Consider the following 18749-nt stretch of genomic DNA (forward strand, 5'->3'; position numbering starts at 1 on the left):
GGGATCCGACGGCCGCCCCACCCGGCAGCGGGCTGAGCCCGCTACCCCGGCTCGCCGCCAACCCGGAGCGCTTCCGCTACGCCCCCCGCGCGAAGTCGACCCCGATACCTGCGCCTCATGGGCGCCGACCGCGGCACCTTGATCCACCTGTCACGGGATCGCGGTACCGAGGATTTCTCCGGGTGGATCGGGCGTCGTCAAGAGGCGTATTAGTGGGACTTTCGGGACCGTCCGGCCGTCGCGGACAGTGGCCTCACGTCGTCGTTGATCGACCGATCCGACTGAGGAGACTGACCACCGCATGGCCACTCACGACCGCGGGCCGCTGCCCCTGACCCCGCCGCAGAACGGCGTCTGGTTCGCACAGCAGCTCGACCCCACCCGCCTCGACTACACCATCGCCGAGTACCTGGAGATCCGCGGGGCGGTGGATCCGGAGCTGCTCGCCGAGGCGGTGCGCACGACGGTGGCCGGAACCGAGACGCTGTGCGTCCGCTTCGCCGAGGTGGACGGAGTGGTGCACCAGATACCCGCCGGTCCGCCGCCGCTGCGGATGGAGACGGTCGACGTCGGCGACCACCCTGACCCGGACGCCGAGTCCGAGCGCCTGATGCGCGCCGAGCTGGCCCGGCCGACGGACCTGGCGTCCGGGGACGTATGCCGGCACCTCCTGGTGCGGACCGGTCCGGCGACGTACCGCTGGATGCAGGGCTACCACCACCTCGTCGCGGACGGGGTCACCGGCTCGATCCTCGCGCGCCGGACCGCCGAGGTGTACTCGGCGCTGGTCGCGGGCGAGCCCGTACCGGCCGTCGAGAGCACGCCGTGGGAGCGGATCGTGGCCGGGGAGGAGGAGTACGCCCGCTCCGAACGGTCCGCGGAGGACCGGGAGTTCTGGCGGGGCCGACTCGACGGAGCCCCCGAACCCGTCTCCTTCACCGGCAGCGTCCCGGCGCCCGCCTCGGGTACGACGGTGCGGGTGAGCGGCGACCTCGACCCCGCCGACGCCCGCACCCTGCGCGAGGCGGCGCGCCGGCACGGCACGCGCTGGTCGGCGCTGGTGATGGCCGCGGCCGCCGCCCACCTGCACCGCGCGGGCGGCACCGAGGACGTGGTCCTGGGTCTGCCGGTCACCGGCCGCACCACCCCGGACGCCCGCCGGACACCCGGCATGTTCTCCAAGGTGCTGCCGCTGCGGCTGACGGTCACCTCGGACACGACGGTCGGCGAACTGCTGCGCGGCACCTCGGCCGGCATCAAGGAGGCCCTGCGCCACCAGCGGTACCGCATCGAGGAGTTCACCGGGACCGGACCCCGGCTGTGGGACGCGGCCGTCAACCTCATGTCCTTCGACTACGAGCTGTCCTTCGCCGGTGCTCCCGCCTCCGCGCACAACCTCTCGGTCGGCCCGGTGGAGCACGTCTCCCTCAACGTCTACGACCGTGGTGGCGAAAGCCCGCTGACCGTACAGGTCGAGGGCGACGCCGCCGACGTCGGCCCGGATGAACTCGACGAGCTGCGGGTGCGGTTCACCCGCTTCCTGGTCGCCCTCGCCTCGGCCGAGGACGAGGCTCCGGTCGGCTCGCTGCCCTTCCTGACCACCGAGGACGAGGAGCGGCTCGCCGCCTTCGCCGAGGGTGGCGTCGACCCCGTGGCGGGGTACGCGTCGCTGCACGCGCTTTTCGAGGAGGTGGCGGCGCGCACCCCCGAGCAGGCCGCAGTGATCTGCGCCGGCCAGGAGGTCACCTACCGGGAGCTCGACGCCTGGGCCGAGGACATCGCGGACCGGCTGCGCACGGCCGTCGAACCGGGCACCCCGGTCGGCGTCTGCGTGGAGCGCTCCCCGTCGATGGTCGCGGCCCTGCTCGGCGTCCTGAAGGCGGGCGGCTGCTACGTACCGCTCGACCCCGGCCTGCCGCCCGAGCGCATCGCGTACATCGTGCGCGACGCCGGGCTGCGTACGGTCGTCGCCGGGCCGAGCAGCCGCGACCGGCTGCCGCACGACCTGCCGAGCGTGGTCGACGCGAGCGCGCCGACCGACGGGTCCCGCTTGGGCCGGAAGTCCGTGCCGGTGCCGGCCGCGTCCGCCGCGTACCTGCTGTACACCTCGGGCAGCACGGGCGAGCCGAAGGGCGTCGTCGTCCCGCACGCGGCGGCCGTCGACTTCGTACGCGGCCACCTCGCGCTGTGCGGCACGGGCGACGGCCTCGGGTCCGGCGACCGCGGCGGTCCCGGTGGGGCCGGTGGGGCCGGTGGGTCCGGGCGCACGGAGCGGTTTCTCGGGTTCGCCTCGCTGTCGTTCGACGTGTCGGTCCTGGACGTGTTCGGTTCTCTGTTGAGCGGTTCCACCCTGGTCCTCGCCACCGAGGCCGAACGGGTCGACGTCGACCTGCTCCAGGCGTTGCTCGCCGAGCACGCGGTGACGGTCGCCGACCTGCCGCCGGCGCTCCTGCCGCTGCTGGACCCGGCGGGACTGCCGGCGCTGCGGTTCCTGTCCACGGGCGGTGAGGCCCCGTCCGGGGACGCCGTGGACCGCTGGGCGACGGACGGCCGCGAGGTCTGGAACGCGTACGGGCCCACCGAGGCGGCCGTGTCCGTGACCATGCACCGGGTGGTTCCGCCCTCGGACGGGAGGATCCCGCCGATCGGGCGCCCGATGGTCAACCACCGTGCCTACGTGGTCGACCGGGGGCTGCGGCTGCTGCCGCCGGGAGCGACCGGCGAGCTCTGCGTGGCCGGTGCGGGTCTCGCGCAGGGGTACGCGGGGCGGGCGGCCATGACCGCCGACCGTTTCGTGCCGGACCCCTTCGCCGGTGTGCCCGGTGCGCGGATGTACCGGACGGGCGACCTCGTGCGCTGGACGGCGCGGGGCGAACTGGAGTTCCTGGGGCGGGTGGACCGCCAGGTCAAGATCAATGGCCACCGGATCGAACTGGGCGAGATCGAGGCGGTGCTCGGCCGGCAGCCCTCGGTGGGGCAGGCCGCGGTCGTCGTGCACGCCCCCGCGGGCGGAGCCCGCCGGCTGGTCGCCTTCGTGGCACCGCCGGCCGACGGCGGCCCGGCGCCCGAACCGGATGTGTTGGCAGCGGAGTTGGATCGGGTCCTGCCGGGCTACATGGTGCCCCGCACCTTCGTGGCGGTGGACCGGCTGCCCCTCACCCCGGGTGGCAAGGTCGACCGCGCGCGGCTGAACGTACCCGAGGTCGCGGCCCGTCCGGAGCGCCCCGAGCGTGCGTACGGCGCCACCGAGCTGGCCCTCGCGGAGCTGTTCTCCGAGGCCCTCGGCACCGCGGCGACCCCAGACGACAACTTCTTCGAGCTCGGCGGCGACAGCATCACCGCCCTCGGCCTGACCAGCCGGGCGCGGGCCCGGGGCTTCTCCTTCACCCTGCGCGAGGTGTTCGCGCACAAGACCCCGGCCGCCCTAGCCTCGGCCGTCGGCGAGCCCGGCCACGGGACCTCCGCGTCCACCGGTCCGGCCGTCGCGGAGTGTGGTCCGCTCCCCGCGACACCGGTCATGCGCTGGCTCCTCGACGGGCCGGGTCCCATCGGCCGGTTCAGCCAGTCCATGGTGCTGACGCTGCCCGAGGGCGCGGACGACGCGACGCTCGTACGGGTCCTCCAGTCGGTCGTGGACCGGCACGGGGCGCTGCGCCTCGGCGTGACCGTCGCCCCGGAGGGCCCGCTGTGCACGGTCGGCGAGCCCGGTTCGGTCGACGTGTCCCGGCTGTACCGCACCGTGGACGTGGCCGGGTCGGACGCGCCCGCCCGCGTCGCGATCATGGCGGAGGCGGCCCGGGAGGCGGCCGGACTGCTGGACCCCGCGGCCTCGGTGATGCTCCGGGCCGTGCGCTTCGCCGCGGGTGGGGCGGCGCCGGACCGGCTGCTGCTGTGCGTGCACCACCTGGCGGTGGACGGGGTGTCGTGGCGGATCCTGACGGCCGACCTGGCCACGGCCTGGGAGGCCGCCGTCGCCGGGCGTCCGCTGCCGGCCGCGGACGGCGAGGTCTCGTTCCGCGCGTGGGCCCACCATCTCGAACTCCAGGCAGGTTCACCAGAGGTGCAGGCCGAGCTCCCCTTCTGGCGCTCGACGCTGGAGGGCTCCGGGGACGCCCCGGACCCGCGGGAGCCCTGGCAGCGGATCCCCGACCCGGCGCGGGACACCGCCGGCGCCACGCGCACGCTGACGCTCGACCTGCCCGCCGAGGTCGCCGGCCCGCTGCTGGCCGGGGTGCCCGGCGCGCTGCGCACCGGCCCGGCCGAGGTGCTGCTCGCGGGACTGGTCCTCGCGGCGCACGGGCTGCGCTCCCCCGGCGGCGCCCCGGGGTCGCTGCTGGTCGACCTGGAAGGCCACGGCCGCGTCGACCGCACCGGCCGGCACGACCTGGCGCGCACCGTGGGCTGGTTCACCACCCAGTACCCGGTCCGGTTCGACCTGGACGGCCTCGACCTGGACGCGGCGGCCGGGGGCGGCGACGCGCTCGCCGAGCTGGTCGCGCGGATCCACTCGACGGTCGCCTCCGTACCGGACCACGGGACGGGCTTCGGGCTGCTGAGCCGGCTCGATCCGCGGACCGCCGCGGAACTGTCCGGGCTCCCGCGCCCCCGGATCCTGTTCAACTACCTGGGCAGGTTCGCCGGCGGCGACGGGACGCCGTGGAGCCCCGCCCCCGAGGCCGGCGGACTGCGGGCCGAGGTGGACGCGGCGATGCCCGTCGAGCACGCCCTGCAGATCGACGCCATGGCCGTGGACGGCGCCGATGGACCCGCCTTCACCGCGGTCGTCACCCACCCCGCGGACCTGTTGACCGAAGCCGAGGCGGACGCCCTGGTGACGGCCTGGGAGGATGCCCTGCGCCTGCTGGCCGGCTGGACGGGCGCCCCCCGACCGCGCCGCCTCACCCCCCGTGACCTGCCACTGGTCCGACTGACGCAGCCGGAGACGGACGCCCTGGCCGCGCGCTACGCCGGACTCTGCGACGTGCTGCCGCTCTCGCCGCTCCAGGAAGGGCTCTTCTTCCACTCCGCCTTCGACACGGGCGCGATGGACGCCTACACCGGCCAGATCGTCCTCACCCTGGACGGCGCCCTGGACGAGGACACCCTGCGGGCGTCCTGCGACCGGCTGCTGCGCCGCCACACCGCGCTGCGCTCCGCCTTCACCGACCAGGGTCTCGACGGGCCGGCGCAGATCGTCGTCGAGTCCGTCGAGGTGCCGTGGCAGGCCGTGGACCTGGGCGGACTCGGCGCCGCGGACCGGGAGCGGGAGTGGCAGCGGCTGCTCGCGGCCGACCGGTCCCGCCGCTTCGACCTGGAGCGGCCGCCGCTGGTGCGCTTCACCCTGGTCCGGTTCGGCGCGGCCGAGCACCGGCTGGTGATGACGAACCACCACATCGTCTGGGACGGCTGGTCCTCGGCGGTCCTGCTGCGCGAACTGCTCACCGGATACGCCGAATGCGGCGGCCCCGGCGGCCCCGGCGACTCCGGCGGCCTCGCCGCGGCCGGTCCGGTCGCCGAAGGGGTCCCGTACCGCTCGCACCTGAACTGGCTGGCCCACCAGGACGACGGCGCCGCCGAAACCGCGTGGAGCACCGCGCTGGCCGGGCTGGAGGAGCCGACCCTGCTGGGCGCGGCCGATCCGAACCGGATCGAGGAGCTGCCCGAGCGGATCCCGGTGGAGCTGTCGGCCGAGCTGACGGCCCGGCTCACCGCGCGGGCCCGTACCGCGGGCGTGACCCTCAACAGCGTGGTCCAGGGCCTCTGGGCGATCCTGCTGGGCCGGGTGACCGGGCGGGACGACGTGGTGTTCGGCGGGACCGTCTCCGGGCGGACCGCGGACATCGCGGGCATCGAGGACATGGTCGGCCTGCTGATCAACACCCTGCCCGTGCGGTTCGGAATCCGCGAGGACGAACCGCTGCTGGCCGCGCTCGCCCGGTTCCAGGACGAGCAGGCCGAGCTGATGGACCACCAGCACGTCGGGCTCGCCGGCATCCAGCGGGCGGTCGGGCTGGGTGCCCTCTTCGACACCACGGTCGTCGTCGAGAACTACCCGCTCGATCTTGAGTCGATGCGCGAGCTGGCCGGCGGACCGCGGCTGACCGGGGTGGAGGGCTCGGACGCCACCCACTACACCGTCAACCTCATCGTGCTGCCCGGGGATCGGCTGCGGCTGCACCTCGACCACCGCACGGACGTCCTCGACGCGCGGACGGCGCGCAGCCTGGCCGAGGCACTGGAGCGGCTGCTCACGGCCGTCGCCGACGCCCCCGCCACCGCGGTCGGGGAGGTGGACCTGCTGTCCGCGGAGCAGCACCGGCTGATCCGGGAGTGGAACGGCACCGCCGTGCCCGTCCCCGACACCACGTTGGTGGAGCTGTTCGAGCAGCAGGTGGCCAGGACGCCGGACGCCCCGGCGACCGTCTTCCGCGGCGCGCGCCTGTCGTACGCCGAACTCGACGCCCGTGCCGAGCGGTTGGCCCGGGCCCTGCGCGCCCGGGGCGCCGGTCCGGAGGAGATCGTCGCGGTCGCCCTGCACCGCTCCCCCGAGATGGTGGTCTCGCTGCTGGCCGTGCTGAAGGCGGGGGCGGCCTACCTTCCGGTGGACCCCTCGCTGCCGGCGGACCGGATCGCGTACCTGCTGTCCGACGCCGACCCGGTGCTGCTGCTCGCGGACGACGAGGTGGCGGCGGCGCTGCCGGTCCCGGCGGACCTGCTCCGGCTGGATCCGGGGGCCGTTCCCGACGGGGACCCCGGGGCGGTGGGGCCGGCGCCGCTCCCCGGGCACCCCGCGTACGTCATCTACACGTCCGGGTCGACGGGGCGGCCCAAGGCCGTCGTCGTGGAACACTCGGCCATCGTCAACCGGCTGCTGTGGATGCAGGACCGGTACCGGCTGGGCGCGGACGACCGGGTGCTCCAGAAGACCCCGTTCGGCTTCGACGTGTCGGTCTGGGAGTTCTTCTGGCCGCTGATCACCGGCGCGACCCTGGTGGTCGCCGAGCCGGGCGGGCACAAGGACCCCGCCTACCTCACCCGGGTGATCCAGGAGGAGTCGGTCACCACCGTCCACTTCGTCCCGTCCATGTTGGCGGCCTTCGTCGAGGATCCCGAGGCGGGCCGATGCCGGTCGCTGCGGCGGGTCGTGTGCAGTGGCGAGGCCCTTCCGGAGGAGCTGAAGAACCGGTTCCTCGATGTGCTCGACGTGCCCCTGCACAACCTGTACGGGCCCACGGAGGCGGCCGTCGACGTCACGCACTGGGACTGCCGCCGCGAGCACGCCGGGCCCGTGCCGATCGGCCGGCCCATCTGGAACACCTCGCTGTACGTGCTCGACCCGCGGGGCCGTCCCGTCCCGGTGGGGGTCGCCGGCGAGCTGTTCCTTGCGGGCGCGGGCCTGGCCCGCGGATACCTGCGGCGCCCGGCGCTGACCGCGGAGCGCTTCCCCCTGGACCCGTTCGGCCCGCCGGGCTCGCGCATGTACCGAACCGGTGACCTGGCCCGCCACCGGGCCGACGGCTCGGTGGAGTACCTGGGCCGCACCGACGACCAGGTGAAGATCCACGGCTTCCGGATCGAACTGGGCGAGATCGAGACGGCATTGGGCCACCTCGACGGCGTCGGCCGGGCCGCGGTCGTGGTCCGCGAGGACATCCCGGGCGAGCGCAGGCTCGTCGGGTACGTCGTCCCGGAGGCCGGGGCGGACCCGGCCCCGGACACCGAGCCGATGCGCGCCGAACTGGCCCGCTCCCTGCCGGAATACATGGTGCCGGTGCTGGTCGTCGTGGACGGGTTGCCCGTCACACCGAACGGCAAGCTCGACCGCAGGGCGCTCCCGGCGCCCGCCGCGGCGGCCGCCACCGGGTACGAGCCGCCCGCCGGGGAGACCGAGGAACTGGTCGCCATGGTGTGGGCCTCCGTGCTGGACGCGCCGCGGATCGGCCGCCACGACGACTTCTTCGCCCTCGGGGGGCACTCGCTGAGCGCCACCCGGGTGGCGGCCCGGCTGCGCCAGTCCCTCGGCCTGGACTTGCCCCTGCACACCCTCTTCGAACAGCGGACCGTCGCCGCCCTCGCCATCGCCGTCGAAACGGTGCTGCTTGCCGAACTGGAGGCCGAACCGGCCCCGTTCGCCGCCGCCGACGGCACCGTTCCTTCACTCGTACTTCAGGGAGAGACCTCGTGACCACCCAGGAGAGCCTGCCGGCCGCCGGCACGGACGGCCGCCTGGCCGCCGCCCGCGAACTGCTGCGCCGCCGTGTGCGCGCCGCGCTGGACGACACGGCGGCCGGTCCGGCCGCCGCGCCGGCGCCGGTCACCGCTCCGGGCGCCGACGGGCCGGACACCGAACCCGTCGCCTCGTTCGCCCAGGAGCGGATGTGGCTGGTGGACCGGATGGCGGACGGCACTCCCGGCTATGCGATCCCCGAGGTCGTGCGGCTGCGCGGCCCCCTCCACCCGGAGCCGCTGCGCCGGGCCCTGACGGCCGTCGTGGCCCGTCACGCACCGCTGCGCACCGTCTTCGAGGACCGCGACGGCGCCCCGCACCCGGTGGTCCTACCCGCCCCGGAGGCCTTCCCGCTGCCGGTGCTGGACCTGGGCGACGCCCCCCTCGCCGAACTGGAGGAGCGGGCCCACGCCCTGGCCCGGGAGGAGGTCCGCAGGCCCTTCGACCTCTCGGCCGGCCCGCTGCTGCGCGCCCTGCTGATCCGGCTCGGCGCCGAGGACCACCTGCTGGTGCTGGTGGTCCACCACATCGCCACCGACGGCTGGTCCATGGGCCTGCTCTGGCAGGAGTTCTCCGCGGGCTACGCGGCCCTGCTCGCGGGGCGGCCCCCGGCCCATGCGCCGCTGCCCGTGGACTACCAGGCGTACGCCCGTACCCAGCGCGACCGGTTCGCGAGCGGTGCGATGAACGGACAGCTGCGCTGGTGGGAGGAGCGCCTCGCCGGGCTGGAACCCCTCGAACTGCCCGCGGACCGGCCCCGGCCCACCCGCCGCAGCGGTAACGGCGCGAGCCTGGACTTCACCCTCGACGCGCCGCTCACCGCACGGCTGCGCGCAATCGCCGAGGGCTCCGGCGCCACCCTCTTCATGACGCTGCTGGCCGGCTTCCAGGCCGCCCTGGCCCGCTACGCCGGCCGCACCGACATCGCCGTCGGCACGCCGGTGGCCGGGCGCGACCGGGTGGAACTGGAGCCCCTCGTCGGGTTCTTCGTCAACACCGTGGTGCTGCGCGCCGATCTGTCGGGCGAGGTCGGATTCCGCGAGCTGCTCGGCCGGGTGCGCCGGGCGACGGTGGACGCGTACGACCACCAGGAGGTGCCCTTCGACCGACTGGTGGAGCACCTGAGCCCCGAGCGGGTCGGCGACCGCAACCCGCTCGTGCAGGTGATGTTCGCGTCGGCTCCGGACGAGACGGCCGGTCTGCGGCTGCCGGGCCTGGACGCGCGGGCCGTGCGTACCGACTTCGGCGGTTCCCTCTTCGACCTGAGCGTCTTCGTCTCCGAGGGCGCCGAGACCTGCTCCGGCTCGCTGGTCTTCGACACCGACCTGTTCGACCGGGCCACGGCCGAACTCGTCCTCGGCCACTACCTGGAGCTGTTGGCATCCGCCGCCGAGGAGCCCGACCGCCCCGTGGCCGAGCTGCTGCCCTCCGCCGCGACCGCGGCCCGGCTCGCGGCCGAGGGGCACGGCGCGCACCGCCCGGACCTCGCCCCGGCCGGTCTGGTCGAGCTGTTCGCCGAGCAGGTCCGGCGCACCCCGGGCGCCGACGCCGTGGTCTGCGGCACCGACCGCCTCAGCTTCGCCGAACTCGACTCCCGCTCCGACCTGCTGGCGGCCCGGCTCAACGCCGCCGGGGTGGGGCGCGAGACCCCGGTGGCCCTGCTGATGGAACGCTCGGTCCGGCTCCCGGTGGCGATCCTGGGCGTCCTGAAGGCCGGCGGGGTCTACGTCCCGCTCGGCGAGGGGTTCCCCGTCGCCCGACTGCACTGGATGCTGGAGCGGACCGGCGCCCGTCTGCTGCTCGCCGATCCGGCGACGGCCGATCACGAGGCGGTCCGTACCTCGCCCGTGCCGGTGCTCGACGTGAACGCCCCGGCGGACGGGAACCCGGCCAGCCCGGTCCCGTACCCGCCCTGCACGCCGGACCAGCTGGCGTACGTGATGTACACCTCCGGCTCCACGGGCGAGCCGAAGGGCATCGGCGTCACCCACGCCAACGTCGCGGCGCTCGCCCGCGACACCGCCTTCGGCGCCGCGCACCGTCGGGTGCTGGCCCACTCGCCGCTGTCGTTCGACGCCTCGACGTACGAACTGTGGGCGCCGCTGCTGTCCGGAGGACTGGTGGTCATGGCGCCGCCCGGCCGGGTGGACACCGCCGCCCTGGCCCGGCTGGTGGAGGAGCACCGGATCACCTCGATGTTCCTCACGGCCGCCCTGTTCAACCTGGTGGTCGAGGAGTGCGTGGAGCTCCTGACGCGGGTGCGTGAGGTGTGGACGGGCGGCGAGGCCGCTTCCCCGCACTCCTTCGCCCGGGCCCTGGAGCGGGCTCCTGAGACCGTCCTGGTCAACGTCTACGGCCCCACCGAGACGACCACCTTCGCCACGGGCCACCGGCTGGACCCCCGCGCCGGGGCCGTCGTGGACGGCCGGATCCCGATCGGCACCGCCCTGGACGACACGCGCCTGTACGTCCTGGACGAGCGCGGGCGCCCGGTCCCGCAGGGCGCCGTCGGCGAGCTGTGCATCGGCGGCACCGGCGTGGCCCGCGGCTACCTGGGCCGACCCGGCCTGACCGCGCGGCAGTTCACCCCTGACCCGTACGGCGCCCCGGGCGCCCGGATGTACCGCACCGGCGACCTCGCCCGGCGGCGCCCCGACGGCACCGTCGACTACCTGGGCCGCCGCGACCAGCAGGTCAAGATCCGCGGCCACCGGATCGAGCCGGGCGAGATCGAGGCCGAGCTGGCCCGCTGCCCGCAGGTCGGGCACGCCGCGGTGGTCGTCCGCGAGGACACCCCCGGCGAGCAGCGCCTCGTCGGCTACGTGGTGCCCTCGGAGGGGCAGGTGGCGGACCCGGCCGAACTGCTCGGGGCGCTCGCCGCACGGCTGCCCGCGTACATGCTGCCCTCGGCGATCGTCCCGCTCGCGGCGCTGCCGGTGACGCCGAACGGCAAGCTGGACCGGCGCGCTCTGCCCGCGCCCCCCGAGGAGGGGCTGCTCCGGGCCGAGTTCGCGGCGCCGGCGACCGCGACCGAGGAGCTCGCCGCAGCCGTGTGGGGCGAGGTGCTGGGCACCGGGCGGATCGGCCGCCACGACGACTTCTTCGCCCTGGGCGGCCACTCGCTGCGGGCCACCCGCGCCGTGTCACGGCTCGGCGCCCGCCTGGGCACGGGCGTGCCGCTGCGGCTGCTGTTCGAGCACCCGACGCTGGAACGGTTCGCGTCGGCGCTGGACGCCCTGCGCGGCGACGGCCCCGACGCCGCCGCGCCGACGACCGCCGTCACCGCGATCGGCGCCCGGCCGGCCGGGGAGCCCGCGCCGCTGTCGTTCGCGCAGCAGCGGCTGTGGTTCCTGGACCAGCTCCAGCCCGGCCGCCCCGACTACAACATCCCCGTCGCGACCCGGCTGCACGGCCCGCTCGACGCCGACGCGCTGGCCGCCGCGCTGTGCGCGGTGGTGTCCCGCCACGAGGTGCTGCGCTCGCGGATCGCCGAGGGCCCGTCGGGCCCCGTACAGGTCGTGGAGGCGCCGGAGGTCTTCGTCCCCGTCCGCACCGACCTGGGGGACCTGCACCGCGAGGAGGCCCGTTCGCGGGCGCTCGGCCTGGCCCACGCCGACGCCGCCGCGCCCTTCGACCTGGGCTCGGCGCCCTTGCTGCGGGCCCGCGTGGTGCGGGTCGCCGACGACGAGCACCTCCTCGTGCTGGTCCTGCACCACACCGTCGGCGACGGCTGGTCGATGCCGGTGCTGTGGCGGGAGCTGTCCGGGGCCTACGCGTCCCTGCGCCGCGGCGAGCGTCCGGTACTGCCGGATCTGCCGGTGCAGTACGGGGACTTCGCGTACTGGCAGCAGCGCCGGCTGGCGGACGGCGAGGCCGATGCGGGCATCGCCCACTGGCGGGCAGCCCTCGCCGGCCTCCCGGCCCTGGAACTGCCGACCGACCGGCCGCGGCCCCAGGTGCGCTCGGGCGCGGGTGACGCCTTCGTCTTCGAGGTCCCGGCCGAGCTCGCCGAGCGGCTCGGCGCGCTGGCCCGCGAGCGCGGGGCGACCCTCTTCATGGTGCTGCTGGCCGGCTTCCAGGCGCTGCTGGCCCGCTACACGGGGCAGGCGGACATCGCGGTGGGCTCGCCCATCGCGGGCCGTGACCGCACCGAACTGGAGCCGCTCGTCGGCTTCTTCGTGAACACCCTGGTGCTGCGCACCGACCTGTCGGGCGACCCGGCCTTCGGCGAACTGCTGGGCCGCGTGCGCCGGACCGCGCTGGCCGCGTACGAGCACCAGGACGTCCCCTTCGACCGGCTGGTGGAGGAGCTGCGGCCGGAGCGCGACCTCAGCCGCAACCCGCTCTTCGACGTCCTGTTCCAGCTGCATCCCGAGCAGCTCGACGCGCTGCCGCTGGAGGGTGTGGAGGTCGAGAGCCTGGACACCTCCAACGGGACGGCCAAGTTCGACCTCAGCCTCGCGATGACCGAGCACCCCGGCGGGCTGACCGGCACCGTGCAGTACGCGACGGACCTCTTCGACCGGGCCACGGTCGAGCGGTTCGGCGGCCACTACCTGCGGCTGCTGGCCGGTGCGGCCGAGACCCCCGACGCGCCGCTGTCCCGGCTGGACGTGCTGTCCCCGCAGGAGCACGCCGCCCTGCTCGGCGAGGAGTCCGTACCGCGCACGGACCGGCGGGCGGCCCGGACCCTGCACTCCCTGGTGGCGGAACAGGCCCGGCTGCGGCCGGACGCCCCGGCCGTGACCTGCGAGGGCCGCACCATCGCCTACGCGGAGCTCGACGCGGCCGCCAACCGGCTCGCCCACCGTCTGCGGGAGCTCGGCACCGGCCCCGAGAGCCGGGTGGCCGTACTGGCCGGCCGCGACCCGCGCATGCTCGTGTGCGTCCTCGCGGTCCTGAAGGCCGGCGGCGCCTACGTGCCCCTCGACGCGGGACACCCGGCCGAGCGACTCCGTACGGTCCTCGCCGACAGCGGCGCCCACCTGGTCCTGACGGCGGGTCTGCCCGCCGGGCCGCCCACGGAGCTGACCGGCGACGTACCGGTTCTGGACCTGGACGCCGAGCGGCACCTGGTGGACGCGCTGCCCGCCACGGAGCCGCCCGCCTCGGCCTCCCCGGCGCACCTGGCCTATCTGCTGTACACCTCCGGGTCCACCGGCCGCCCCAAGGGCGTGGCCGTCACGCACGGCGCCATCACGGGCTACCTGGCTGCGCTGACCGCCACCTTCGGGCTCGGCCCCCAGGACGCGGTGCTCGCCCGGACCGCGCTGACCTTCGACCCTTCGGTGCGTGACCTGTTCGCCCCGCTGACCACCGGCGGGCGGATCGTGCTCGCCTCGCAGGACGAGGCCGGGGACCCGGAGGCGCTGGCCCGGCTGCTGCACGGCGAGCACGTGACGGCGCTGCTGTCGATCGTCCCGTCGATGCTGGAACCGCTGGTCGCCGCCGTCACCGAACCCGCGGCGGCGCTGCGGCTCGTGATGACCACCGGTGAGGCGCTGTCGCCCGGACTGGCGCGCGCCGCCCGCACCTTGGGCCTGCCCGGCCGGCTGCGGCTGGTCAACCAGTACGGTCCGACGGAGTGCACGAACACCACCACGTACCACGTGGTGACGGACGCCGACATCGAGGCGGGCCGCATCCCCATCGGGCGGCCGCTGCCCGGCGCGCGGGTCCTCGTACTCGGCGAGCACCTCGAACCGCTCCCCCGGGGCGCGATCGGTGAGTTGTTCATCGCCGGACGCGGGGTGGCCCGCGGCTACCTCGGCGATCCGGCGCGTACCGCCGAGGCCTATCCGCCGGACCCGTACGGGCCGCCCGGCGCGCGCATGTACCGCACCGGCGACCTGGCGCGACTGCGGTCCGACGGGGTGCTGGAGTTCCACGGCCGCCGGGACAACCAGGTCAAGGTCCGGGGCCACCGGATCGAGCTGGGCGAGGTGGAGGCCGCGTTGCTGCGTCATCCGGACGTGGCCCGGGCCGTGGCCGCCGCGCACGGCGAGGGCGCCGACCGGCTGCTCGCCGGGTACGTGGTGTGGCGCGAGGGCGGCGGTGATCCGGCCGCCGTGCTGGACTTCGTCCGCGCGGCCCTGCCGGCGGCGATGGTGCCGTCCGCGCTGGTGGTGCTGGACGCGATGCCGCTGACCCCGAACGGGAAGACCGACCGCCGGGCGTTGCCCGCGCCGGAGGCCGGTCGGTCCGGCGGGCACCGGGCGCACGTGGCTCCGCGCACCCCGCTGGAGCGGACGGTCGTCGAGGTCTGGGAGGAGGTGCTCGGCGAGGGCCCGATCGGGGTCCGTGACCACTTCTTCGAGCGGGGCGGGCACTCCCTGCGCGCCACCCGGGTCATCTCCCGGCTGCGCGCCCTGCTGGACCAGGACATCCCGATGCAGCTGCTCTTCCGCCACCCGGTGGCCGAGGACCTGGCCCGGGCGCTGGCCTCCCGGGTCGCGGCGGACGCGACGGGAGCGGCGATCCCCTCGCTGCCCGAGGGGCCCGGCCCGTTGTCCTTCGGGCAGCAGCGACTGTGGCTGCTGGACCGGCTCCAGCCGGGCCGGCCCGACTACAACATGCCCGGCGCCCTGCGGCTGACCGGGGAGCTCGACACCGCCGCCGCCCTGGGCGCGCTGACGGACGTCGTCGCCCGGCACGAGGTGCTGCGCTCCCGGATCGAGGAGACCGGGGAAGGCGGCGGCGAGGGGGCCTTCGCGGCCCGCGTCGTGCCCGGTCCAGCCTCCCTGTTCGCCCCCGACTTCACCGACCTCTCGGAGCTCGGTGCGCCGGCGGCCGACGAGCGGGCGCGTGAGCTGGCCGCGCACGACGCCGCGCTGCCCTTCGACCTGACGGCCGCGGGTCCGCTGCGGGCCCGGCTGGTGCGGATCGCGGCGCGGGAGCACCTGCTGGTGATAGTGGCCCACCACATCGCCTTCGACGGCTGGTCGGTGGGGGTGTTCTGGCGGGAGTTCTTCGCCGCCTACCGGGCCCGCACCATCGAAGGGTCCGAGCCGCTGCCGGAACTCGCGGTCTCCTACCGCGAGTTCGCCTCCTGGCAGCGCGACCACCTCGGTGACGACGCCCTCGCGGACACCCTGGGGTACTGGCGCGGGCGCCTCGGCGGCCTGGCCCCGCTGGACCTGCCCACCGACCGGCCCCGGCCGGCCACCCCGTCCGGGCGCGGCGAGCAGTTCTCCTTCGAGCTGCCCGAGCCGCTGCTGCGCCGGCTGCGCGACCTGGGGCGCCGGCACGACGCCACGCTGTTCATGGTGCTGCTGGCGGGCTTCCAGGCCCTGCTGGCGCGCTGGTCGGGCGGCGAGGACGTGGCCGTGGGCTCCCCCATCGCCGGCCGCGACCGCACCGAACTGGAGCCGCTCATCGGCTTCTTCGTCAACAACCTGGTGCTGCGTACCGACCTGTCCGGCGACCCGGCCTTCGGCGAACTGCTGGACCGGGCCCGGGAGACGGCGCTGGGGGCCTACGCCCACCAGGAGGTGCCGTTCGAGCGCCTCGTGGAGGAGGTGCGGCCGGAGCGCGACCCGAGCCGCAACCCGCTGTTCCAGGTGATGCTGGTGCTCGACGAGGAGGCCGCCGCACCGCCCGCGCCGACCGGCCTGGACGTCGAACCGTTCTCGCTCGCCAGCGGTGCCTCGAAGTTCGACCTCTCGCTGTACTTCGTCGAGGAGGAGGGCGCGCTGCGCGGTGAGGCCGTGTTCGCCACCGACCTCTTCGACCGGGCGACCGTCGAGCGCATGACCTCGGGGCTCACCGAGCTGCTCACGGCCGCGGTGGCCGATCCCACGACCCCGCTGGGTGCACTGCCCCTGATGGGCCCGGCCGAGGAGCGCCGGATCCTGCGCGCGGGTGTCGGGTCCGTCGAGCCGGCCGCCGACCGGCCGCTGCCCGTGCTCGTCGGCGAGCAGGTCTCCCGGACGCCGGGGGCGGTCGCCGTGGACGACGGCGACCGGAGCCTGACGTACGCCGGGCTGTGGGAGGTCTCGGGCCGGCTGGCCCGGGAGCTGACCCGCCTCGGTGTCGGTCCAGAGGCCGCGGTGGCGGTCTGCGCGGAGCGCTCCGTGCTGCTGCCGGCGGCGCTGCTGGGCGTCCTGCGGTCCGGCGGCATGTACGTGCCCGTCGACCCCGGGTATCCGGCCGACCGGATCGGCTACATGCTCGCGGACAGCGGCGCCCGGGTGCTGGTGGTTTCGGGGCTGTCCGGCGCCGCGCAGGCCCCGGACGGGGTCGCCGTGGTGGACCTCGACGCCCTGGCCGCGGACGGGAGCGCGCCGGCCGACCTCGCACCCGTGCGGCCGGCGCCGGAGCACCTGGCGTACGCCCTCTACACCTCGGGCTCGACGGGACGTCCGAAGGGGGTCGCCGTCCCGCACCGTGCGCTGGCCAACTTCACCCGGGACATGGTCCGCAGGCTGGAACTGACGGCCGGTGACACGGTCGCGGCCGTCACCACCGCCTCCTTCGACATCGCCGTGCTGGAGCTGCTGGTCCCGCTCGTGTGCGGAGCGACCGTACGGGTCGTCGACCGCGAGACCGCGCGGGACGGCACCCTCCTCGCGAAGGAGCTGGACTCGGTACCGGTCACGGTCGTCCAGGCCACTCCGGCCACCTGGCACCAGCTGATGGAGTCCGGCTGGGAGGCGCCCCACGTACGGGCGCTGTGCGGCGGCGAGGCGCTGCCGGCGGCCCTGGCCGAGCGGATGCGCACGGCGCTGGGCACCGTCTGGAACGTGTACGGGCCGACGGAGACCACCGTCTGGTCCACGGCGCACCGGCTGTCCGGTCCCGTCGGCGACGGGCCCGTGCCGATCGGCTCGGCGCTCGCCAACACCCGGCTGCACGTACTGGACGCGGGGCTGCGCCCGGTGCCGGTGGGTGTGTTCGGCGAGCTCTACATCGGCGGTGACGGGGTGGCACGCGGCTACCACGGGCGGCCGGGGCTGACCGCGGACCGGTTCGTACCCGATCCGTACGGGGAGGGCGAACGGCTGTACCGCACCGGTGACCTCGTACGCCGGCTCGCGGACGGCACGCTGGAGTACCGGGGCCGGGCCGACGGCCAGGTGAAGGTGCGCGGCCACCGCATGGAGCTCGGCGAGATCGAGTCCGCGCTCGCCCGACACCCGCGGGTGCTGGCGGCGGCCGTGGCCGTCCACGGCACGGGGGTGGACGCCGTCCTGGCCGGCTACGTGACCTGGCGGGACGAGGAAGGCGACGTGCGCGAGATCGGCGACTTCCTGCGCCAGGACCTCCCCGAGTACATGGTCCCGGCGGTCCTGACCGCCCTGGAGCGACTCCCGCTCACCCCGAACGGCAAGCTCGACCGCAAGGCGCTGCCGGCCCCTTCGGCGGACGCCGCGCGTGGTGACGGCGCCGGGCGGATCGCCCCGCGCGACACGATCGAGCTGCGGATGGCGCGGCTGTGGGAACAGACCCTGGGCACGGCCCCGATCGGGGTGCGTGACGACTTCTTCGCGCTCGGCGGCCACTCGCTCAAGGCGTTCGCCCTGATGGCGGCCGTGCGCCGGGAGTTCGGGGTGGAGCTGCCGCTGAACATGGTGTTCCGTCGGCGCACCGTGGAGCTGCTGTGCGAGGCGCTGCCGGACGCGGGGGCGGCCGCCGCCAGGCTGCTGGTCCCGCTGGCCGACGGTGACCCCTCCCGGCCGCCGCTGGTCCTCGTCCACCCGCGGGGCGGCGATGTCGTCTGCTACCGGGACCTGGTGCGGGACCTGTCCGCCCGTCCCGGGGGCGACCGGCGGATCCTCGGTCTGGAGTCGGTGGGCTACAACACCGAGGAGAGGCCGTTGGAGACGGTGCCCGAGATGGCCGAGCGCTACCTGGCCGCCCTGCGCGAGGAGCAGCCGCACGGCCCGTACCTGCTGGCCGGCTGGTCGTTCGGCGGGACGGTGGCCTACGAGATGGCCGCCCGGCTGGAGGCCGCCGGCGAGGAGGTCGCCTTCCTCGGCCTGATCGACGCGGCCGCCCCGGGGGCGGCTCCCGGGGGCCGGGCCGGTACGGCTGCCGGGCCGGGCGATCCGGACCTGCTGCGGTACGGAATCGCCGCCGGGATCGACGCCGACTCGGCGCGCGAACTGGACGAGGAGGAACTGCTCGACGTCCTGGTGCGCCGGGGCCGCGCGGAGGGCACCCTCCCCCGTACGTCCCCCACGGAGGCCCTGCGCAGAGTGCTGCGGGTCGCCGAGGCGAACGGGACGGCCTCCGCCGCCTACCGCACCGACGCCGTGCTCGCCGTCGGCCTGCACCTCTTCACGGTCGACGAGCGCCACCCGGAGCTCGCGACCCCGCTGGTGGACCCGGCGGCCTGGCGGCCGCGCACCGCGGGCGCCGTCGTACGGGCCGCGGTCCCGGGCAACCACCACGACCTGGTGGACCCGCCGCACAGTGCCGCGCTGGCGGAGCTGCTGGCCGCGGCCCTGCCGTCCTGACCCGCTCCACCCCGCTCCACCCCGCTCCACCACCACCCCTTCCGCATTCCTGATCCATCGAGGAG

2 protein-coding genes are annotated in these 18749 nt (G+C 75.4%); both read left to right on the forward strand.

Annotated elements, in window-relative coordinates:
- Nucleotides 1-301: 301 nt before the first annotated feature.
- Nucleotides 302-8185 (forward strand): amino acid adenylation domain-containing protein, encoded by a 7884-nt coding sequence (locus ACIQ5Y_RS00685; protein ID WP_403873376.1) that lies wholly within the window; start codon nucleotides 302-304, stop codon nucleotides 8183-8185.
- The gene (locus ACIQ5Y_RS00690) at nucleotides 8182-18684 is read left to right on the forward strand and encodes an amino acid adenylation domain-containing protein (protein ID WP_403873379.1); all 10503 of its coding nucleotides are present in this window, start codon (nucleotides 8182-8184) and stop codon (nucleotides 18682-18684) included. The genes ACIQ5Y_RS00685 and ACIQ5Y_RS00690 overlap by 4 nt, the downstream gene beginning before the upstream one ends.
- The last annotated feature ends 65 nt before the right edge of the window (nucleotides 18685-18749 follow it).

The sequence above is a fragment of the Streptomyces sp. NPDC096339 genome (assembly GCF_044762985.1).
Taxonomy (GTDB): domain Bacteria; phylum Actinomycetota; class Actinomycetes; order Streptomycetales; family Streptomycetaceae; genus Streptomyces.